Origin of the sequence: Candidatus Pelagibacter sp. HIMB1506 (genome assembly GCF_052047935.1) — a bacterium.
Taxonomy (GTDB): domain Bacteria; phylum Pseudomonadota; class Alphaproteobacteria; order Pelagibacterales; family Pelagibacteraceae; genus Pelagibacter.
Genome location: NZ_JBNAIS010000001.1, coordinates 697,252 through 716,089 on the forward strand (window position 1 = coordinate 697,252; position 18,838 = coordinate 716,089).

Consider the following 18,838-nt stretch of genomic DNA (forward strand, 5'->3'; position numbering starts at 1 on the left):
AAAAGTTAAGAATTATAATAGTTGCCCTAGGCTTAAAAAAGCCTAGGGTATTATCATGAATTATCTCCTTCAAAGATTACTATCAGCAATCCCTGTTCTTTTAGGTATTACAATTATAGTTTTTTTTATTATTTCACTCATTCCAGGAGATCCAGCAACAGCAATACTTGGTTCTTATGCAACACCTGAGAATGTAAAACTTCTTAATGAACAGCTAGGTTTAGATAAGGGATTAGTTCAAAGATACTTCATTTGGCTTGGCAACTTAGTTCAAGGTGATCTTGGAAGATCGTTTGCTTTAAATCGTCCAGTATTGGATGAAATTTTAGAAAGATTTAATGCTACATTAATTTTATCAGGAACTGCATTTATTTTATGCTCTGTAGTTGGAGTTTTAATTGGAACAATCTCTGCATTTAAACAATACACCATTACAGATAAAATAATCACTTTTACTGTTTTAACTGGAATTTCATTGCCATCATTTTTTTTAGGAATGATGATGATTTTATTATTTGCAGTTAATCTTCAGTGGCTCCCAGTATCAGGGATGTATGCAATTTATGGTGGGGGTGATTTTTTAGATTTAATTCATCATTTAATCATGCCTGCAATAGCACTGGCATTAGTTGCAACTGGAGTAGTTGCAAGAATAACAAGAAACTCTGTTTTAGAAATACTTAGACAAGATTATATTAGAACAGCAAGAGCTAAAGGAGTTAGAGAAGGAAATGTACTTTTCAAACATGTTTTAAGAATTGCAATTGTCACTATTCTTCCAATTTTAGGTTTGCAGGCTGGATTTGTTTTATCTGGATCTGTTTTTATTGAAATTGTTTTTCAATGGCCAGGTGTTGGAAGAATGTTAGTCGATGCAATTTTAAAAAGAGATATTTTACTTGTTCAAGGTGGTGTCATGTTTGTTGCTGCTTGTTATGTATTATTCAATATCGCAGTTGATTTGTTACAAAGATATTTAGATCCAAGGATTAAATGATTAATTTTTTAAAATTAATTTCAAGAAACAAACTTGCTTTATTTGGTGGGATTTTATTAGTTATTATTTTTGTAGTTTCATTTTTAAGCCCTTTGTTGCCTTTAAAAGATCCTGATGTCATTAAAACCAGTGACAGATTTCTTTTACCTTTTTCAGAAGGATACTTGCTTGGTACAGACCACTTAGGTAGAGACTTGTTATCAAGATTATTATGGGGAACTAGATTAAGTTTGTTGGTTGGAATATCAGCAGCTTTAATTTCAGCAACCATTGGGTCAATACTTGGAACTATTGCTGGGTTTTATGGAAATAAAACTGACAACGTTATTATGCGTATCATAGATGTCTTAATGGCATTTCCTTATATTTTGTTAGCACTTGCAATAGTTGCAGTCTTAGGACCAGGTCTTTTTAATGCTATGATTGCAGTTGCTTTAGTTAACATTCCTTTTTTTGCAAGAAACATCAGAGGTGTCACTGTCACGATTGCTAACAAAGAGTTTATTGATGCTGCAAGATTATCTGGAATGAGTAATTTTAAAATTATTATTTATGAAATTTTTCCAAATATTCTTCCGGTTATAGTTGTTACAATTTCAACAACTGTTGGCTGGATGATACTAGAAACAGCTGGATTATCTTTTTTAGGTTTAGGTTCACAACCTCCACAAGCTGATTTAGGTTCAATGCTTGGAGAAGGAAGAAGTTCACTAATTGTAAATCCTCATACTTCATATGTACCTGGAGCTATGATTTTCTTAATTGTTATTGGCGTTAATTTATTTGGTGATGGTATTAGAGATGCGTTAGATCCAAGGTTAAGCAAAGGAGAATTAGTTAAACCTCAGCCTGTTACTCAAATTAAATTAAATAGAAATGTTGAAAATAAAAGCAATTCTTTTTTATCAGTACAGAATTTAACTACAGCTTTTGAATTTGATAACAAATTACACATAGCATCCAAGGATGTTTCGTTTGATATAAAAAAAGGTGAATGTTTAGGATTAATTGGTGAAAGTGGTTCAGGAAAATCAGTAACAGCTTTATCAATTACTTGTCTTGTTGCTTCTCCTCCAGGTGTGATTGTTGATGGATCAGTAAAATTTCAGGGTGATGATATTTTAAAAATGAATTATGAACAAATTAGAGAGTTAAGAGGAAATAAAATTTCATATATTTTCCAAGATCCTCTCTCTACCCTACACCCACTGATTAAAATTGGAAAACAGCTTGAAGAAGCATTTATTGAACACAATCATCAAAAAAATAACGAAGCTACATTAAAAGGTAAGGAGTTATTAAAGTTAGTTCAAATTCCTAATATTGAAAATGTATGGAATTCCTATCCTCATGAACTTTCTGGTGGAATGAGACAAAGAGTTTCTATTGCAATGGCATTAACTAATGATCCAGAATTAATTATTGCAGACGAACCAACAACTGCTTTAGATGTAACAGTTCAAGCTCAAATATTATCATTACTGGATACTTTAAGAAAAGAGAGAGGATTATCCGTTTTATTTATTTCACATGACTTTGGAGTTGTTTCGCAAATTTGTGATCGTGTAATTGTAATGTATGGAGGCCAAATTGTTGAAGAAGGAAAAACAGAAAATATAATGAGCAAACCAAGACATCCATACACTAGTCAGTTGATGGAATGTGTTCCTCATATTGGATTTGGAAAAAGAAAACTTCCAACAATATTAGGTAGTCCCCCATCTATCACATATAAGAAAGAAATTGGATGTTCATTTGCTAGTCGTTGCTTAATTAAAAAAAACAACTGCCTAAATGAAGATATCAAAATAGTTCAGAAAGGAGATAGTGAGGTTAGATGTTTGTACCCTCATGAATAATACAATGGACATTTTATCTGCAAATAATCTCTCAAAGTTTTATTCAAAAAATAAAGGTTTATTTAACAAGCAATCAATAAATTTAAGAGCCGTAAACAATATTAATATTAATTTAAAAGCAAAAGAGTCACTTGGAATAGTTGGCGAGTCTGGTTGTGGTAAATCAACATTAGCAAAAATGTTAGCAGGATTAATTTCACCTTCTTCTGGTGAAATAAAGATACAAGACAAAGATATAAATAATTATGAAAAGTATGAACTACCAAATCATATTCAATATATGTTCCAAGACCCAATCAGCAGTCTAAATCCTAGAAAAACAATCTATCAATCTTTAGCAGCACCTTTAAAATATCTTAGAAATCTCGATGAAAAAGAAATTGAAAAAGAGATTAAAAACATAATTAAAGAAGTTAATTTAAAAGAAGAGTTTTTAAATCGTTTCCCACACGAATTTTCAGGAGGCCAAGCTCAAAGAATTGGTATTGCAAGAGTATTACTATCTAAAGCAAAGATTATAATCTTAGACGAGCCAGTTTCCGCTCTAGATGTTTCAGTTCAATCACAAATATTAAATTTATTAAACGATTTGCAGAAAAAGTTTGAATTATCTTATATTGTAATTAGTCATGATCTTGCGGTGATAGAAGCTATATGTGACAGGGTAATGGTTATGTATTTTGGTGATATAGTTGAAAAATCTGATGCTAAAGAATTATTTCAAAAACCTTATCATCCATACACAAATTTACTTTTAAATAGTATACCTAAAACTAATCAAAAAATTGAAATTCAAAGTTTAGTTGAAACAGAATTGCCAGACCCAATTAATCCACCTAAAGGATGTTCGTTTTATTCAAGATGTGAAAATAAAACTGAAAAATGTAAAGATATTAACCCTTCAGAAACTGATAAACAAAATAGAAAATATAAATGTTTTTTTCCAAACATTTAATACTTGTTTAAGCTAGATCTAATAACCTAACTTTCTATCTATTTGATTAATTAATTCTTTATTTTCTGTGAATAATTTTAAATTTTTAAAGAAAATTTTAAGAACCATCTCAATATAATTGCCCTCACTATCGGATGAAATATGAGGGGTGATAATTAAATTTGGGGTATCCCAAAGGTTTGATGTTTTTGGAATAGGTTCTTGTGAAAATACATCTAAAATTGCTCCAGCAATTTCATTATTTTGAAGTTTAATTCTTAAAGCCTCATAATCTAAAACAGATTGCCTTCCAATATTAACAATCCCACACGTAGATTTTAATTTATCTAATCTAGATTTATTAATTAATCCTTTGGTCTCTTCTGTTTCTGGAACTGCTAGATATAAAAAATCAGCTAAAGGTAACACTTCATCAATTTTATCAAACGTAATAATTTTAGAGCACCCCTCAACATTTTTTCCTTTTCTATTTACACCAATAACTTCAGCTCCAAGCTTACTGATATGTTTAATCATTGAACCACCTAATGAACCAGTTCCAACAACAACTACTTTCCTTCCCTCGATTGGTTTTCCAAGTAAAGATACGAATTCTTTATTTTTTTGATTTGTTACAATTCTAGTCATGTGATTTTGGAGCATTAATATACTCATCAAACCAAATTCCCCTGCTTTTTTAGCATGAACACCACTACTATTTGTTAAAACTAAATCTTCTGTCATCCAATCAAATGGAGATAAATGATTAACACCAGCTGAAATCACATGGATCCATTTAAGGTTAGGTGCAATTTGTTTTAAATCTTTTGTTGGAAACTGCCAGCCGAGTAAAATGTCAGCTGATTGCATTGATGAGATAAAATTATCGTCATCCCAATCAATTACATATTCAACTTTGTCCCTTAACTCAGGATATTGATCAAAACCCTTTTCAATTTCTTCCTTGGTGATTGTATTGTTTTTCTCACCTTCAGCATCACAAGGCAAAAATCCCTCTTTCCAATGATTATTTCTGATGTGAATTTTAATTTTTTTCATATTTAAATTAATATTATCTTTAATTTCGTTTAATAAAAAATAGATTATTGTATAAATATCTATGCCTTCATTTGATGTAATCAGTAAAATTAATTATCAAGAATTTGATAATGCTTTAGCAAATTGCTTAAGAGAAATTAGCAATCGATACGATTTTAAAGGACTACACATCACTATAGAGAGAAAAGATAAATCAGTTACAACCAATGCTCCTGATGAATTAAAATTAAAGCAAGTCAATGAATTATTACAAACACATTTAGTAAGAAGAAAAGTAGATCCAAGAGTTTTAGAAGTTAAAAGCTCAGAAGGTGCATCAGGTAGAGCAATAAGACAAGTAAGCGAACTTAAAGAGGGAATTAGCCAAGAAAATGCAAAAAAAGTTATAGCTGATATTAAAAAACTTAAACTTAAAATTCAGGTTAAAATCCAAGGAGATGAATTAAGAGTTGATGGTAAAAAAAGAGATGATCTTCAAGAAGCTATAGCAGCAATTAAAGCTATTGATATTGGACTTCCAATAGATTTTGTAAACTTCAGAGATTAATCCTCCCAAACTATTTATTGTATTTGGTACAAAAAGATATAAGCAGACACTCAATTACTTAAAAATTTATACCAATCCCGACATAATGAACTTCTCTGATCTAAACATTGAAAATAAATTAAAAAGATCAATTGAATTAGCTGAATTTAAAACTCCAACCCCTATTCAAAGTCAATCGATACCAATTAGCTTAGAAGGAAAAGATGTTTTAGGAACTGCTCAAACAGGTACCGGTAAAACACTAGCATTTACAATTCCAATGCTAAATAAGCTTTTAAAAGATAAGCAAGCAATGGCATTAATAATTTGTCCAACAAGAGAACTTGCAACACAGGTAATGGAAACTGTTTTAAAACTTAATATTAGAGAAATAGGAATTGGTAATGCTCTTTTAATTGGTGGTGAGAGTATGCAAAAACAACTAAGACAATTAAAAAAAGGAGCAAGAATTATAGTTGGAACCCCTGGAAGAATTAACGATCACATAGAACGAAAAAGTTTGAACTTATCTAGAGTAAATTACTTAGTTCTAGATGAGACAGATCGAATGTTAGATATGGGATTTACTCCTCAAATAGAAGTAATTTTAAAATTTATTCCAAAAAATCATCAAACATTATTGTTTTCTGCAACTTTACCTGAAAACATTTTAAAAATTTCTCAAAAGTATCTTAACAATCCTGAAAGAGTGTCTGTTGGATCTTTATCAACTCCAATTGAAAAAATTAAACAAGAAACTTTTCAAATCACAGCAGACAAGAAATATCATGAGTTGATTAATCAATTAGTTGAAAGAAGTGGATCTATTTTAGTTTTTGTTAAAACTAAACATGGTGCTGATAAAATTGTAAAAAGATTAAAATATGATGGCCATAAAGCTGATGCCATTCATGGAAATCTTAGACAAAGTAAAAGAGATAGAGTTATTAGAGGATTTAGAAATGGTAATAGTAGGATTTTAATTGCAACAGATGTTGCAGCAAGAGGATTAGATATTCCAGTTATAAAACACGTAATCAATTACGATCTTCCACAAGTTCCAGAAGATTATATTCACAGAATAGGTAGAACTGGTCGTGCTGGAAAAGATGGTTCTGCTTTAACTTTTTTAACAAACAACGACAGAAGTATGTGGAGATCTATACAAAAATTAATAGATCCTGACTTTAAACTTAAAGAAGAAGCAAGACCAAACAATCAAAAGAATAAGAAATTTAATAAAAAAAATAAATTTAAAAAGAAATTTAAGAATAAATTTTCTAACAATAAATTAAGTAAAAAGAAGAAATTCAAAAAATTTGAAAACAAAGATAATAAAAGAAAATTTAAAAATAGAAAAAGACCTAAAAACTTTAAGTTTAAAAAAAATAAAAGAAAATAGATTTATAATTTTTGTATTAAAGAAGCGCTGTTATTAGTAGGCTTATTTACATCTTTTGAAACTTCATGAAATATAAGATCTGGTGATTTACGTTCATTTAGAAACGCTGATCCTTGTAATTCTAAATTTAAATATCTATTAACATCCGCTTGATTAAGAATAACTGGTTGTCGGTGATGAATTTCCTTAATATTTTCTTTTGCTTCTTCTGTAATTAAACAAAACTGATCATCTTCAAATATTCCAGCAAAATAGATGGTATTGGTGTCTTTACGGGTAAAATAATGAGGAGTTTTTTCTTTCTCTTCCCTCTTCCATTCATAAAATCCATCCGCAACTGCAACACATCGATTATTTTTTATCAATTTTTTAAATGAAACCTTTTCATCTATGGTCTCAAGTCGTGCATTAATCAGAGCTTTAAAATCTTTATCTTTAGCCCAGCTTGGAACCAAACCCCATTTCAAAGATTCTAAGGTATTTCCATTTTTATATTTTTTTATAACTGGAAGTTTTTGATAAGGATGAGCATTATAGTTTTCACTATCTTCAACCTGAATTGCAGATTTAACTAGAGAACTAGTTTTAGTAACTGGATTTTTAACAACGTATCTTCCACACATTTTAAATTGTTTGTTCTTTCATCAAATCTTCGATTTGTTTTATCATGATTTCTGGAGATCGCATGGACGGATAAATCTCTTGTGCTTGTTTGTAACTTCTAATTGCTTTTTCAAAATTTTTTAATTGAATGTTCACTAAACCTTGTCCTGCTAAAGCACCAAAATGTCTTGGCTCTAATTCTAAGACTTTATCAATATCATCTTGTGATTTTTGATATTCTCCTAACATATAAAGAACAGTTGCTCTCTTATTCCAAGCTTCAGCCCAATTTTCATCAAGATTTATTACTTCAGTAAATATTTCTCTTGCTCTTTTTGGCTGTTGGTTTCTAACAAACATTGAACCTTCTTCTAAACGAGCAGTTAACTTTTCATCAGTTGGATGAGTGCTCCATAAAGACCAAATTTCCTGTTCAACAATAGACGCTACTTTTGCTTTATTAACTTTGAGCTCATTAAATAATTGATTTAGCCTTATGTCTCGATCATTTGCAAAAGATTGCAATTGTGAAAGTAATAAAATTAAAATTACTATAAATGACTTTTTCATAATTAAATATTAACAAATATGAATAATAGAGTCTTTATTCTTAAAACAATTTGATCATATTTTTACAACTTCAAAATGAATTTATAAATTTATTAAGATGAAAATTCTTAAGGTTTGTAACAATTCGTTGTTTCTTTTTTTATATTATAAATACAAGTAATTAACTTAGGTTCAAATTGCATTTTTGACGAACCATTATTTTTAAGATTATACAATATTTTTTGATCATTTATTAAAATTGTACTCTCTAAATTATATCCATTTGATAGATAATGATTTACTGTTCTAAGATTTCCAAGAGAGTCAGCAATAGCTGAAGAAAAAATAAAATTTAAACAAAATAATGTAATTAGTACTTTTTTCATGAAATGATTATTTCACTTTAAATTATTATATGGAAAAAAAAATATTTATTTATCAAAAAATCTGTTTATTGCTTAATAGATTTAAATATTTTGTTTATTTTTTAGTGATTTTTAGGACTATAGAAGATCAATGAATTTTTTAAAAAATTTGATTAAAGGTGACTACGGACTTGGTAAAACATTCTGGGTTTATGGAACCCTATACCAGTTAATATTTAGCTTAATAATTTTTATAACATTTTTTTTTGCTTTAGATTCAATTGATAAATCTCTTATAAATTATAATCAAAATCCTGAGTTAATTATTAAACAAATTTTTTCTAATATTAATAATTTTTACGCAACAATACTCGTAATAGAGTTAGCAATACTGTTGATTTATACATTAATAATTACTGTTGCGATGTGGAGAAGTGCAAGTAATAATAAAAATTGGTTTTGGCCAAGAGTTGTGAAAGTTTCTATAGCACTTTCTGTAGTTTATTATTTATATAAATTGATAATATTCCTAGAATTATTTGGTTAAAATCATCAAGTATTTTGATTTTTATTCTTGCAGTTGTAAAATAAAATTTCTTTTTCCTTTTCTTTTTCTTTTTGATTAATATTTTTTGTTATTTCGTGAATAAGTTCTCCTGTTTTAAAAGTCAAAACAGCCGATTCTGAGTAATTGTTATTATCATCAAGAGCTTGAATTAAAACGATATCTTTATTAGAAATTTTTACGTCTAGTTCAATTTTATCAATAAAATTAGATAAATTTTTAATGTTTAATAGATTTGGTGATTTAGACTCTATTACTAATTTATTAATATCATCTCTCTTTATTTGATCTTTTGTGAACGTTTCAAAGTTATGATCTGGATTTTTTAAAATTACTTTTTCAAATGCACATGAAAGATTTAAATTTCTATCTATGGTAATATTTGTATTCTGTGCATTGGCATAACCAAAACAAATAAAACTTAAAACTACAACAAATCTTTTCATTAAAAAGTCTTATAACTTTTTCTGATTGATTACTACGTCCACTAATATCGCAATCAACAAATTAAGCATTGTAATTCCGCATATAATTATAAAGCTGAAAAAATAAATCCAAGCCCACCAGTAAACATCTTGTAATGGCAACATTACTTGTTCCCAACTAGATAGAGTTAAAACCTGAAACAACGTAATCATAGCAACACCAACATCGCTCCATCTTTCAGGAATATCTGTGCTAAATAAAATTGAGCCTATAGTTGCGTATATATAAAGAATGATGAACAATAATAATCCAACATAAAACACTCTTTTGACTGAAGTAAGCAGTGCTTCAATGATTTTTTTTAATTCTGGAACAACTGAGATAATTCTCAATACTCTAAATACTCTTAATAACCTTAATAGTAAGAAACTAGAATTATTAGGAATTGGAATTAATGAAATTAAAACAATTAAAGTATCAAATACATTCCACCCACTTTTAAAAAACTGTAGTTTTTTAGGTTCTCCTACAAATCTAATTATAATTTCAATTACAAAAAATATAGTAATTGAATAATCTAAATAATTGATTGCTTGTCTGGTAAGATCGCTTAATTCATAAGTGTTAACCCCAATTGTAATTGCATTTAATATGATAATTGAAATAACAACAAACTGAAAAATTCTGCTTTCTTTAAGATTATATAAAAATTTATTCATTTAATTTAAAATATTAATAATACTTTTTTTAATAGTTTCACTTACTTTAATTGTTCCTTCTTTGTTTGGGTGAATTCCATCTTGTTGATTTAAACTTGGATCGAGTGCCACTCCTTCAAGTAAAAATGGGATAAGTGGTAAATTATATTTTTTTGATAGATTTGGATAAATTGCATCAAACCTTTTTTTGTATTCAGCACCATGTGTTGTTGGAGCAACCATACCTGCAATAATAATTTTGATTTTTTTATTATTTGCTATCTTTATGATTTCTTCTAAATTTTTCTCAGTTTCTTCTGGTTTTATTCCTCTCAACATATCATTGGCGCCTAAACCTAAAATGATTAAGTCAATACCAGGTTCTGATAAACTCCATTCAGCAATATTTAATCCTCCTGAAGATGTGCTTCCAGAAACACTGCCATTAATTATCTTTATATTTAAACCATCTTTTTTAAAATTATCTTCTAATACTACAGATAAATGATGTTCTTTAGTTAAACCATATCCAGCCATCAAACTATCACCAAATAAGACAACCTTTTCTATTGCACTTGCATTAATGTGCACTAGAAAGATTATCAAAATTTTTATAAATAATTTAGTTTTCATCAAAATAAATTTAATATATTTTTTTCTAAAAATTTAATCTCATTATTTTATTTGTTTCAAGGCTGACTTTTTATATTTTTCTTCAATTTTAATCGAAAGATCTCTTTTTACACTTTTAAACACATTGGGTAATTTCTTACTTATTTGCTCTAACACATACATTGCTTGTGAATAAGTAGCATATTTTAAATCACTATTCACGATTGAGTTAATACACTTTGAATTGCACTCTCCTGAAATAACAGTTTGAACAACATGACCTATGACTGTCTCATAGTATTGATTAGACTTTGATTGAGGTGTTGTGCAAGAAGATAAAATTATAAATATTATTAAAATTTTTTTCACTAATAAAATATTAAATTCAGCTATATCTTAATTATAATCATTTGATAGAGTGAATTTTTAGAGTTTATGAGAAAAAAACACAAATTAGCATTAACTATAAGCCCCTTATTAATTTTATTTTTATATATTTCTACAGCACTTTATTCACTTCATCAGTTTCACAAAGGAATTTACTATAATGATAAAAAACTCATCAAAGATTATGTAGAGTGGGATGAATTACGAGAAAACTTTAAAAATTATATTAATATTCAATTGCTCAAAGAAACTCAAAAAAGTGATGAGTTTAAAAAACTGGGAGAATTGGGTTTATTATTGAGTGGACTTGCTGGAAAATTTGCAGAAACTATGGTTGATACATATTTAAATCCAGAGGGATTAAGTGTGTTGCTTGAAGTAAATCTTAAAAAAAAAGAAATTCCTAAACCATCATTTGTCACTTTAATAGGAGGTTTGGTAATCATAAAGTTCAATGGAATAAATTCTTTTTACATCACTTACGAAAAAGAAGGTCAAGAATTTCCAGTATATTTTAACAGAAAAAGTTTAAGTTGGAAAATTACTCAAATAGACTTACCACAAAACTTACTAAGTAATTAATTAAAAATTATTAATCTAAAATTTTTTTAACTACTCCCACCACTTCCGCCACTTCCGCCACTTCTGCTATCACTTTCTGCTTGTTTTTTTGCACTTTCAAAATCTCTTTTCCCTTTTTTTGAAAGGACAAAATTACCCTCAGTATTTATTTCAGCATCAAACCATTCTGATATAAATTGACCTGTACCCCTGATCTCAAAAAAATTAGTTTGGCCCTCTTCTGCCGATAATTTAATTACTCTTCTAGTTTTTTTATCTAATTTTACTTTCAGTTTGCCATTTCTCCACTTTCCCTCATATGAGATTTCTCTTGGATCTGTATAAATACCTTTTCCATGAGGTTTATTTCTTTTAAAATTTCCTTTATAGGTAGTATCATCTGAGAAAGTAAGGATACCCTCACCATGTGCTTTCCCTTTTTTAACTTCCCCCTCGTAAACAGATGATCCAAAAGTTATAGTTTCAGAAATTGCTAAATTTGTAAAATTTAACGAAAAAAATACAAGAAATAAAAAAATAACTTTATTAGAAAACATAATTAATAATAATCCTTACATAATGTTTCTATGTCTTCAAGATAAATTTTTTTAGATTTTATATGTCTTTTATCAGAGGTCAAATCATCAACTAATAAATTATTTGAAACTTTTGATATTAAAATTTTATCTATATTATTAGTTATTTTAAAACTTTTACAAATTAATTTATATACTTTATTCGATAAATTGCTGTTTAAAATAAGATTATTTCCATTTTTAGAATAAAGCCAATAAGGATGAGTAACAACAAAAGTTACATTAAAATTATTATTTATTGCCAATTGATTTAATTCTTCAAAATATTTTATTAAATTTTTATAAATATCATCATTATTTAAATTTAAAAATAGCTTTTGCATTCTTTGATTGTTAAATCTTCTAATAGTAAAATTTTTATTTAATAATAAATTTTTAAAAATTAGGAATTTAAATTTTAAAGGATTTTCTATTATTTCATCTAGCTGATAATCTCTTAAAGCAACGTAATTAGTTGGGTGCCAAGTGCTATTGATCCTATATATATCTACAGCAAAATTAAAAGTTATAATAACTCTTTTTTTTAAAATTTTATTATTTTTAGTTAAAAAATTGATTACCTCATACGGACCATTATTTGGTGCAGCATAAATTATAAAGTTAAAATTATTGTAAATTTTATTTAAATAATGGTTATCTATTATATCCAAATCTAAACCTACAACCTGGCTGTCACCAAAAACTTGAAGCCATTTTTCAAATTTATCATCCGAAAGAATTCTACCTCCGTAAATATCTGTTTTGTAAGTATATGATGTTTTATCAACATCAACACAAAATGTTGTATTTTGTGGCAGATGAACGTAAAAGTCGTTCCAACCATAAGGTATAAACGGTAAACAATCTTTGGATTTTGCATTAGAAATTAATAAAAATAGCAAATAAATTAATATAATAACAATGTTCTTACTTCCAAAAAAAAATTTTAAAAAATTTAATCCTGAAAGATGTTGTTTTGTTTTAAATGAATTTGCTGCTGCAGAATTTGCCTCAGCTTTAGAAATGCTGTATGCCGCAAAAAACATACTAGATAATAAACTTTCTATAGGATTTATTAGACATGCTTTAGATGAATATAAACATAGTTATATTTTTAATAAATTTAAAGAGCAAATAATATTAGATAACAAAATTAATAAAAAAGAGTTAAATTTCGTTCCAAATCATCTCTATAACAAAGGTTATATATTTAAAGATCACTTTATATTTGAAAAAAAAAAAATTAATGACTTTGCAATTTTTATCGGAGCAAATGAAGAAATTGCAGAAAAAAAATTAATAAATTTTTCAAATGATATTCAAAATAAAAATAATAATTTATTTTATGAGATTAAAAATATCTTAAAAGATGAAGAGAGGCATTCTGCATATTCTCTAAAGTTTGCAAAAAAATACAATAGTAAAATAGGTTTTAAAATAAAAATAACTAAAGAAAAATTATTAAGTTATTTAAGACATTTACATGCAAATAGTCTTAATAAATTTTCTTTTATTTTTTATCCGATATTAATAACTATTTTAATTTTTTTGAATATCTTAACTTATTTTTTAAAATTAAAAAAAATAAATAAAATTGATGATATTATTAAAAATATAGATCCTTATTCAATGGTTTGAAATGTATTATATTGGGATATCAGCTTATTATCATGAGTCTTCAGTTTTTTTAACAAATAACAATGGAATAAATTGTTTTTTAAAAGAGGAATCATTTTCTAGAATTAAGGGAGATAAAAATTTTCCAAAAAGATGTTTAGATTTTTTGATAAAAAAATTTGATTTAAATGAAAAAAATATAAAATTTATTTCTTTCTATGAAAAACCTTTCAAATCTTGGTGGGAATTATTTTATTATTCAATTAAAAATCCAATCCAAAATAGGGATTTTTTAATTAATCATTTAAAATTTTTTAACAAGAGTGCTATTTTTTTTTTTACAGAATTAAACAAAAAAATTAAAATTTCAAAAAACAAAATTATCTATTCTTCACATCATCTAAGTCATTGTTTGTATGGAATGACAATTGTAAAAAATTTCTCAGAATATGTGTATTTAACTTGTGATGGTGTTGGAGAGGGTGAAACAATGGCTGCCTTCACTATTGATGAAAATTATAAGATTAAAAAAATTTGGACAAACTATTACCCAGACTCTTTAGGTTTATTTTATTCTACTATTACAGATTTTTTAGGATTTGAAGTCAATGAGGGAGAATTCAAAGTAATGTCATTGAGCTCTTTTGGTAAACCTAAGTATGTAAAAAAATTTAAAAAGATATTAAACACAGAAAATTCAAAATTAGATATTAAATATTTTGAATTCCATAAAAGTTCTAACAAATCCTTCTCAAAAAAACTAAGAAATATAATTGATGAACCTTATCTGAACATCAATATAGATGCCAATTTCAAGAAATATGCAGACATTGCATGTTCTGCTCAAATTATTTTAGAAGAAACAATGGAAAACATTATGAGAAATATTATTAAGATCTCTAATAAAAAAAAAATTGTTTTAACAGGTGGTGTTGCACTTAATTGTAAGATGATACATAATTTATCAAAACTAGATTTTTTTGATGAACTAATTGTTCCTCCATCACCTGGAGATTCAGGGTCAGCAATTGGAGCTGCAAATTTTGCATTTTTAAATCATAAAAAAAATGAGATATTAAATCTAAAAACAGTATTCCTTGGACCAAAAAAGCAATTAATTAATGAAAAAATAAATAAAGATAACTATTTTGTCAAAATATGTACAACTGAAAATTTTATTGAAGAAACTGTAAATAAAATAATTGAAGGTAATGTAATTGCATCATACTATGGTGCTACAGAAATTGGCCCAAGATCATTAGGTAATACATCAATATTTTGTAATGCAAAAAATTCAGAGATAGTAAATAATTTAAATAATAAAATTAAAAAAAGAAAAAATTTTCAACCTTTAGCTCCAATGTTACTTGAAGAAGATTTTAAAAAATATTTTAATATAAATGAAAATGTTAAGAAAAATTTAGAATGGATGGGTTGCTTATGTGATGCTAAAAAAAATCTTTATGAAAAATATAGTTCAATAATTCATATAGATGGAACTTCAAGAACTCAAATAATTAACGATGAAACGTCAATAACCTATAAAATTTTAAAAGAACTTAAAAAAGAAGGTTCTGAAATATTAGTTAATACCTCCTTTAACATATCAAAGGATCCTGTGGTATTTGATATATTTGATGTTTTTGTAAATATGAAAAGAATGGATATTAAATTTGTTTTAATGGATGATGGTCTTTATCAAACTAAAAATATATGAAAAAAATATTAAATTATTTATTATTAATTAACGACTTTAGAAAAAAATATGGTTTTATAAAAACATTTTTTTTTGTAATTTTTATTATTTTTGTCTTACTTTTCTCTTTATTTGTAATTTTTGAAATATTTTTACCCTTTACCTATATAGCCATTTAGTAAGAGATAAAATTTTTAATTAATAAGTATATTAATTAAATTTAAATAAAAATTATTTTTATTTTATAAAATTTAGTTACCGACAGTTAAATTAAGTTTCTCTGCCAACAGATCGGCATCTCCATTCTGGAAATAAGGTGTTATTTCTGCAATTGATACTGGTGTTTTTGGTTTAAGTTTAAATTTTATTTCATCATCTCCATCAATAAAATTTATTATAGATTTCTCATATTCCCGAGTTAAATTTGATTGTCTCATTGTTGCTGAATAATTTCTTATATTGCTTATAGTCATATTTTTAACTTGAGCTTCTGATTTGTTTGTCTCTAAAGAGAACATTCTGATCAATCTATTCCTTAAAGATTTGTCTTGTAATGATAGTTCAGCCTCATTAATTTTAAAATTAGTTAAAAAATATACCCCCATAGCATCTGAATTTAAATTAAGAAAATCTGATGAAAGACCTGAGTATTCACTAGTAAAATTAAGTGAAAAGGCATCTGTTAAACCTATGTTTAAATTTAATCCAAATTCATCATCATTTACATTCCAATACCATTTTCCACCTGTGTTTAAACCTATTTTAGAATAGCTTAATTTTTTCATATAATTAGAAAAATCAGGATAAAATTTATCCATTCCTACCATTTCCAGATCATCAACATTAAACTCTAAATTAGATAAAATTTTTTGATCTTTGTTAGATGGTTTTTCAAATTCTATGTCAGTTATTTCAAAATTTTTAAGAGAAAAAATTTTTCTTTTTGAATCTAACTCTTCTACAATTAAGTCTTCTATATTTATATTTTCTAATTCAGAAAATGAATTCAACAATACACCCGGTGAGGTAAATAAATCTAATTTTTTAGTATTTATTGAATTCAATAATTTTACAATTTCTTTTTGATCTAAAGAGAAATTATCTAAATTAGCTACTTTATAAAAAATTGATAGGTTGTTTTTTGCATCATTAGATCTGTAATTAACTGTTGTTGATTTATCTGTATTCGTCAAACTAAAATTATCAAATTCAGTAAGATCAAATGAGTACTCCTCGAGATTACTTTTATATTTGAGGTTTTTTACAGAGTAATTGCCTATATTTAGACTTAATAGAGCACTAATATAATTTAATTCGTCATTTTTTAATGAAGTATTAAATATTTCATCTTTATATTTTTCATATCCATTTAATTCAAAATCATTAATTGAAAACTCTTGTATATCAACTTTAGTTCCTCTTGCATCATTATATGAAATGTTTGAGATAACCAATTTTGAGAACCAGTTTTTTGTTTTAAATAAATCATTTAACAGATTATCGTTAAAACCATTTTTTATAAGATCATAAATATTTTTATTGAAATCCTTTAACTCTATATTTCCGATTTTAAGTTCATTTGATCTCAAATTTGATATTTTGATAATTTTATCGTTTCTCAAAAAAGAAATATCATCAAATTGAAAATTGTTATTTAAACCTAGTTTAATAATATCTTTTTGAAACTCATTATTTAAATCTATTTTATATTTTTTATAAGTTTCTTGAAGTTTAAGATCCTCTTCTTTACGTTTTTCCTCTGCTAAACGTTCTTTTTCTTTACGTTTTTCTTCTGCTATTCGCTCCTCTTCTTTACGTTTTTCTTCTGCTATTCGCTTCTCTTCTTTACGTTTTTCTTCTGCTATTCGCTCCTCTTCTTTACGTTTTTCTTCTGCTTGCTTTTTTTCAAAATTTATTATTTCTTCTTGTATAAAAACTTCTGTCTCTTTGATTAGTTGTTTCAAATTTGAAGAATTTGTTTCATTCAAAGATTTTTCAATTTTTTCTATTTGTTCAATTATTTTTGGTGATAGCTCCGTAGACATAAATTCTAACAGGTAACCTTCCAAATCAGCTAAATATTTATTCAACGTCAATATATTTCTTTCAAATTCATTAATTTTTGAAAGTAAAATATCTATTTTTTTTGTTTGGTTATTTAAATCTTGTAAATTTTTGTAATCTTTTAATCTTTTTTCAGAATCCTCTATTAGCTCTATTATTTCTTTTGAATAACTTGAGGTAATGTTATTTACTAAAAATTCCTTTAATTTATCTATGTTTTTACCAAGGTTGTTTAAACTGGTATCAACAACTTCAATCTTTTTTTCTCTGTCTTTCTTTAGAAGTTGTTTTTCATAATTTTTAAATTTTTTAGATTTTGAAGTAAATTTTTTTAGATTTTCTAAATTTTTAGCATCAGCACTATTCAAATTACCTTTTAATATTTCATCTACTGATAAAAATAATTTCGCTATTTCTACTATATCAAATTCATCTGGATAAGTTTTAACAAATTCCTTTGTATATTTTATCAGTTTTTGACTTTTTTTTAATTCTGTTTCCTTAAAAAGTGATAGTTTTCGATTTATTTCCTCTTCTTTAAGCTTTTCCTCAGCTAATTTTTTTTCTTTAGCTGCTTTTTCCTCAGCTAATTTTTTTTCTTTAGCTGCTTTTTCCTCAGCTAATTTTTTTTCTTGAGCAGCTTTTTCCTCAGCTAATCTTTTTTCTTGAGCAGCTTTTTCCTCAGCTAATTTATTTTGATCAATAATAAATCCTAATTTTCTTAATATTAAAATTAGTTCTTCTTTAGAAGTATTTGAATCAATTTTTGAATCTGATTCTTTCAATGGATTTATTCCATTATCCCAAACAATATATCTTACATTAGAAAATAAATTACACTTTTGATTGAACTCTTTCTCACATTTATTTTTTTTTTTTAAAATTGTTGCAGAACCTGCCCAACCTCCCCCATCATTATTTATAATCGAAAAATAAGAATTTTCTTTATCTTCAGTTATGAAAAATACTAATGGCAGTTTATTTGGTTTTTGATTTATGTAATTGAAGTATTCATCAATTAATTTATCTGAAAGATATAGATCACCTACACCTTGGTATTTTTTTACTACAGCACTTACAGAATTATTAAAAATTAAAAGCCAAGAAAAAATTAAAAAAACAAAAAAATTATTTTTCATAATTTATAATCATAACTTTTATCAAAATTTATACTAATATTATTTAAACTTAATATTCAATGAAAATATTTTAGATAAGTAATTATCAAAGAAAATTTTCTTTAATTTAAAAATATTCCTAATTTTATTGTAAAATTAAACATATAATTTATAAAAATTTGATCCTTGTAGAAATATTTACAATTAATGGTTTAGAAAATTATT

At 26.2% G+C, this 18,838-nt stretch carries 20 protein-coding genes; 9 read left to right on the top strand and 11 right to left on the bottom strand.

The features are described 5' to 3' along the window. The first annotated feature begins 55 nt into the window (after positions 1-55). From ACTTA8_RS03845 to ACTTA8_RS03855, 3 genes are read left to right on the top strand one after another with little or no spacing between them, the layout of a single operon-like run. Positions 56-997: an ABC transporter permease gene (locus ACTTA8_RS03845; protein ID WP_440614524.1), complete on the top strand. Its 942-nt coding sequence runs from the start codon at positions 56-58 to the stop codon at positions 995-997. Continuing rightward, entirely contained in the window at positions 994-2,856 is a 1,863-nt protein-coding gene (locus ACTTA8_RS03850; protein ID WP_440654424.1) for a dipeptide/oligopeptide/nickel ABC transporter permease/ATP-binding protein, read from the top strand. Before ACTTA8_RS03845 ends, ACTTA8_RS03850 begins: the two co-directional genes overlap by 4 nt. Then, positions 2,849-3,811, top strand: coding sequence for an oligopeptide/dipeptide ABC transporter ATP-binding protein (locus ACTTA8_RS03855; RefSeq protein WP_440654426.1), 963 nt, complete (start codon positions 2,849-2,851; stop codon positions 3,809-3,811). Before ACTTA8_RS03850 ends, ACTTA8_RS03855 begins: the two co-directional genes overlap by 8 nt. 18 nt (positions 3,812-3,829) lie before the next feature. On the opposite strand, the gene ACTTA8_RS03860 is transcribed toward ACTTA8_RS03855, so the two are convergent. Then, positions 3,830-4,849, bottom strand: coding sequence for a D-2-hydroxyacid dehydrogenase (locus ACTTA8_RS03860; protein ID WP_440654427.1), 1,020 nt, complete (start codon positions 4,847-4,849; stop codon positions 3,830-3,832). 61 nt (positions 4,850-4,910) lie between these two features. Here ACTTA8_RS03860 and ACTTA8_RS03865 point away from each other — a divergent pair, with 61 nt between their 5' ends. Further along, positions 4,911-5,396 carry a YajQ family cyclic di-GMP-binding protein gene (locus ACTTA8_RS03865; protein WP_440654429.1) on the top strand — a complete coding sequence of 162 codons (486 nt, stop codon included), beginning with the start codon at positions 4,911-4,913 and terminating at the stop codon, positions 5,394-5,396. An 85-nt stretch (positions 5,397-5,481) separates the two neighbouring features. Beyond that, a complete protein-coding gene (locus ACTTA8_RS03870; protein WP_440647656.1) occupies positions 5,482-6,777 on the top strand; it encodes a DEAD/DEAH box helicase in 1,296 nt (431 codons plus the stop codon). Between the two features lie 2 nt (positions 6,778-6,779). Here the strand turns inward: ACTTA8_RS03870 and ACTTA8_RS03875 are convergent, their stop codons facing one another. The 3 genes from ACTTA8_RS03875 to ACTTA8_RS03885 all read right to left on the bottom strand — a co-directional run bounded on the left by ACTTA8_RS03875 (position 6,780) and on the right by ACTTA8_RS03885 (position 8,315). Continuing rightward, positions 6,780-7,400, bottom strand: coding sequence for an SOS response-associated peptidase (locus tag ACTTA8_RS03875; RefSeq protein ID WP_440618575.1), 621 nt, complete (start codon positions 7,398-7,400; stop codon positions 6,780-6,782). Position 7,401: 1 nt separating this feature from the next. Then, entirely contained in the window at positions 7,402-7,950 is a 549-nt protein-coding gene (locus ACTTA8_RS03880; protein WP_440647658.1) for a tetratricopeptide repeat protein, read from the bottom strand. A 107-nt stretch (positions 7,951-8,057) separates the two neighbouring features. Then, positions 8,058-8,315, bottom strand: coding sequence for a hypothetical protein (locus tag ACTTA8_RS03885; protein ID WP_262589412.1), 258 nt, complete (start codon positions 8,313-8,315; stop codon positions 8,058-8,060). 130 nt (positions 8,316-8,445) lie between these two features. On the opposite strand from ACTTA8_RS03885, the gene ACTTA8_RS03890 reads away from it, so the two are divergent. Next, positions 8,446-8,841, top strand: coding sequence for a hypothetical protein (locus ACTTA8_RS03890; protein WP_440618578.1), 396 nt, complete (start codon positions 8,446-8,448; stop codon positions 8,839-8,841). A 5-nt stretch (positions 8,842-8,846) separates the two neighbouring features. On the opposite strand, the gene ACTTA8_RS03895 is transcribed toward ACTTA8_RS03890, so the two are convergent. Genes ACTTA8_RS03895 through ACTTA8_RS03910 form a run of 4 tightly spaced genes read right to left on the bottom strand, consistent with a single transcriptional unit; the run spans position 8,847 to position 10,964 of the window. After that, a complete protein-coding gene (locus ACTTA8_RS03895; RefSeq protein ID WP_440654430.1) occupies positions 8,847-9,305 on the bottom strand; it encodes a hypothetical protein in 459 nt (152 codons plus the stop codon). 9 nt (positions 9,306-9,314) lie between these two features. After that, on the bottom strand, positions 9,315-10,004 hold the full coding sequence (locus ACTTA8_RS03900; RefSeq protein WP_440654432.1) for an ion transporter: 690 nt from the start codon (positions 10,002-10,004) through the stop codon (positions 9,315-9,317). Beyond that, positions 10,005-10,616 (bottom strand): arylesterase, encoded by a 612-nt coding sequence (locus ACTTA8_RS03905; protein ID WP_440654434.1) that lies wholly within the window; start codon positions 10,614-10,616, stop codon positions 10,005-10,007. 42 nt (positions 10,617-10,658) lie between these two features. Continuing rightward, entirely contained in the window at positions 10,659-10,964 is a 306-nt protein-coding gene (locus ACTTA8_RS03910) for a hypothetical protein (protein ID WP_440654435.1), read from the bottom strand. Between the two features lie 66 nt (positions 10,965-11,030). Between ACTTA8_RS03910 and ACTTA8_RS03915 the strand changes: the two genes are divergently transcribed. Then, the gene (locus ACTTA8_RS03915; RefSeq protein WP_440654436.1) at positions 11,031-11,564 is read left to right on the top strand and encodes a DUF2939 domain-containing protein; all 534 of its coding nucleotides are present in this window, start codon (positions 11,031-11,033) and stop codon (positions 11,562-11,564) included. A 26-nt stretch (positions 11,565-11,590) separates the two neighbouring features. Here the strand turns inward: ACTTA8_RS03915 and ACTTA8_RS03920 are convergent, their stop codons facing one another. Beyond that, on the bottom strand, positions 11,591-12,100 hold the full coding sequence (locus ACTTA8_RS03920; RefSeq protein WP_440654438.1) for a hypothetical protein: 510 nt from the start codon (positions 12,098-12,100) through the stop codon (positions 11,591-11,593). Positions 12,101-12,102: 2 nt separating this feature from the next. After that, a complete protein-coding gene (locus ACTTA8_RS03925; protein ID WP_440654439.1) occupies positions 12,103-13,020 on the bottom strand; it encodes a hypothetical protein in 918 nt (305 codons plus the stop codon). Positions 13,021-13,039: 19 nt separating this feature from the next. On the opposite strand from ACTTA8_RS03925, the gene ACTTA8_RS03930 reads away from it, so the two are divergent. Both ACTTA8_RS03930 and ACTTA8_RS03935 read left to right on the top strand, forming a co-directional pair. Continuing rightward, positions 13,040-13,756, top strand: a complete 717-nt coding sequence (locus ACTTA8_RS03930) for a hypothetical protein (RefSeq protein WP_440654440.1) — start codon at positions 13,040-13,042, stop codon at positions 13,754-13,756. Between the two features lies 1 nt (position 13,757). Continuing rightward, a complete protein-coding gene (locus tag ACTTA8_RS03935) occupies positions 13,758-15,452 on the top strand; it encodes a carbamoyltransferase N-terminal domain-containing protein (RefSeq protein WP_440654441.1) in 1,695 nt (564 codons plus the stop codon). A 230-nt stretch (positions 15,453-15,682) separates the two neighbouring features. On the opposite strand, the gene ACTTA8_RS03940 is transcribed toward ACTTA8_RS03935, so the two are convergent. Continuing rightward, positions 15,683-18,634, bottom strand: coding sequence for a hypothetical protein (locus tag ACTTA8_RS03940; protein ID WP_440654443.1), 2,952 nt, complete (start codon positions 18,632-18,634; stop codon positions 15,683-15,685). Positions 18,635-18,838 lie beyond the last annotated feature (204 nt).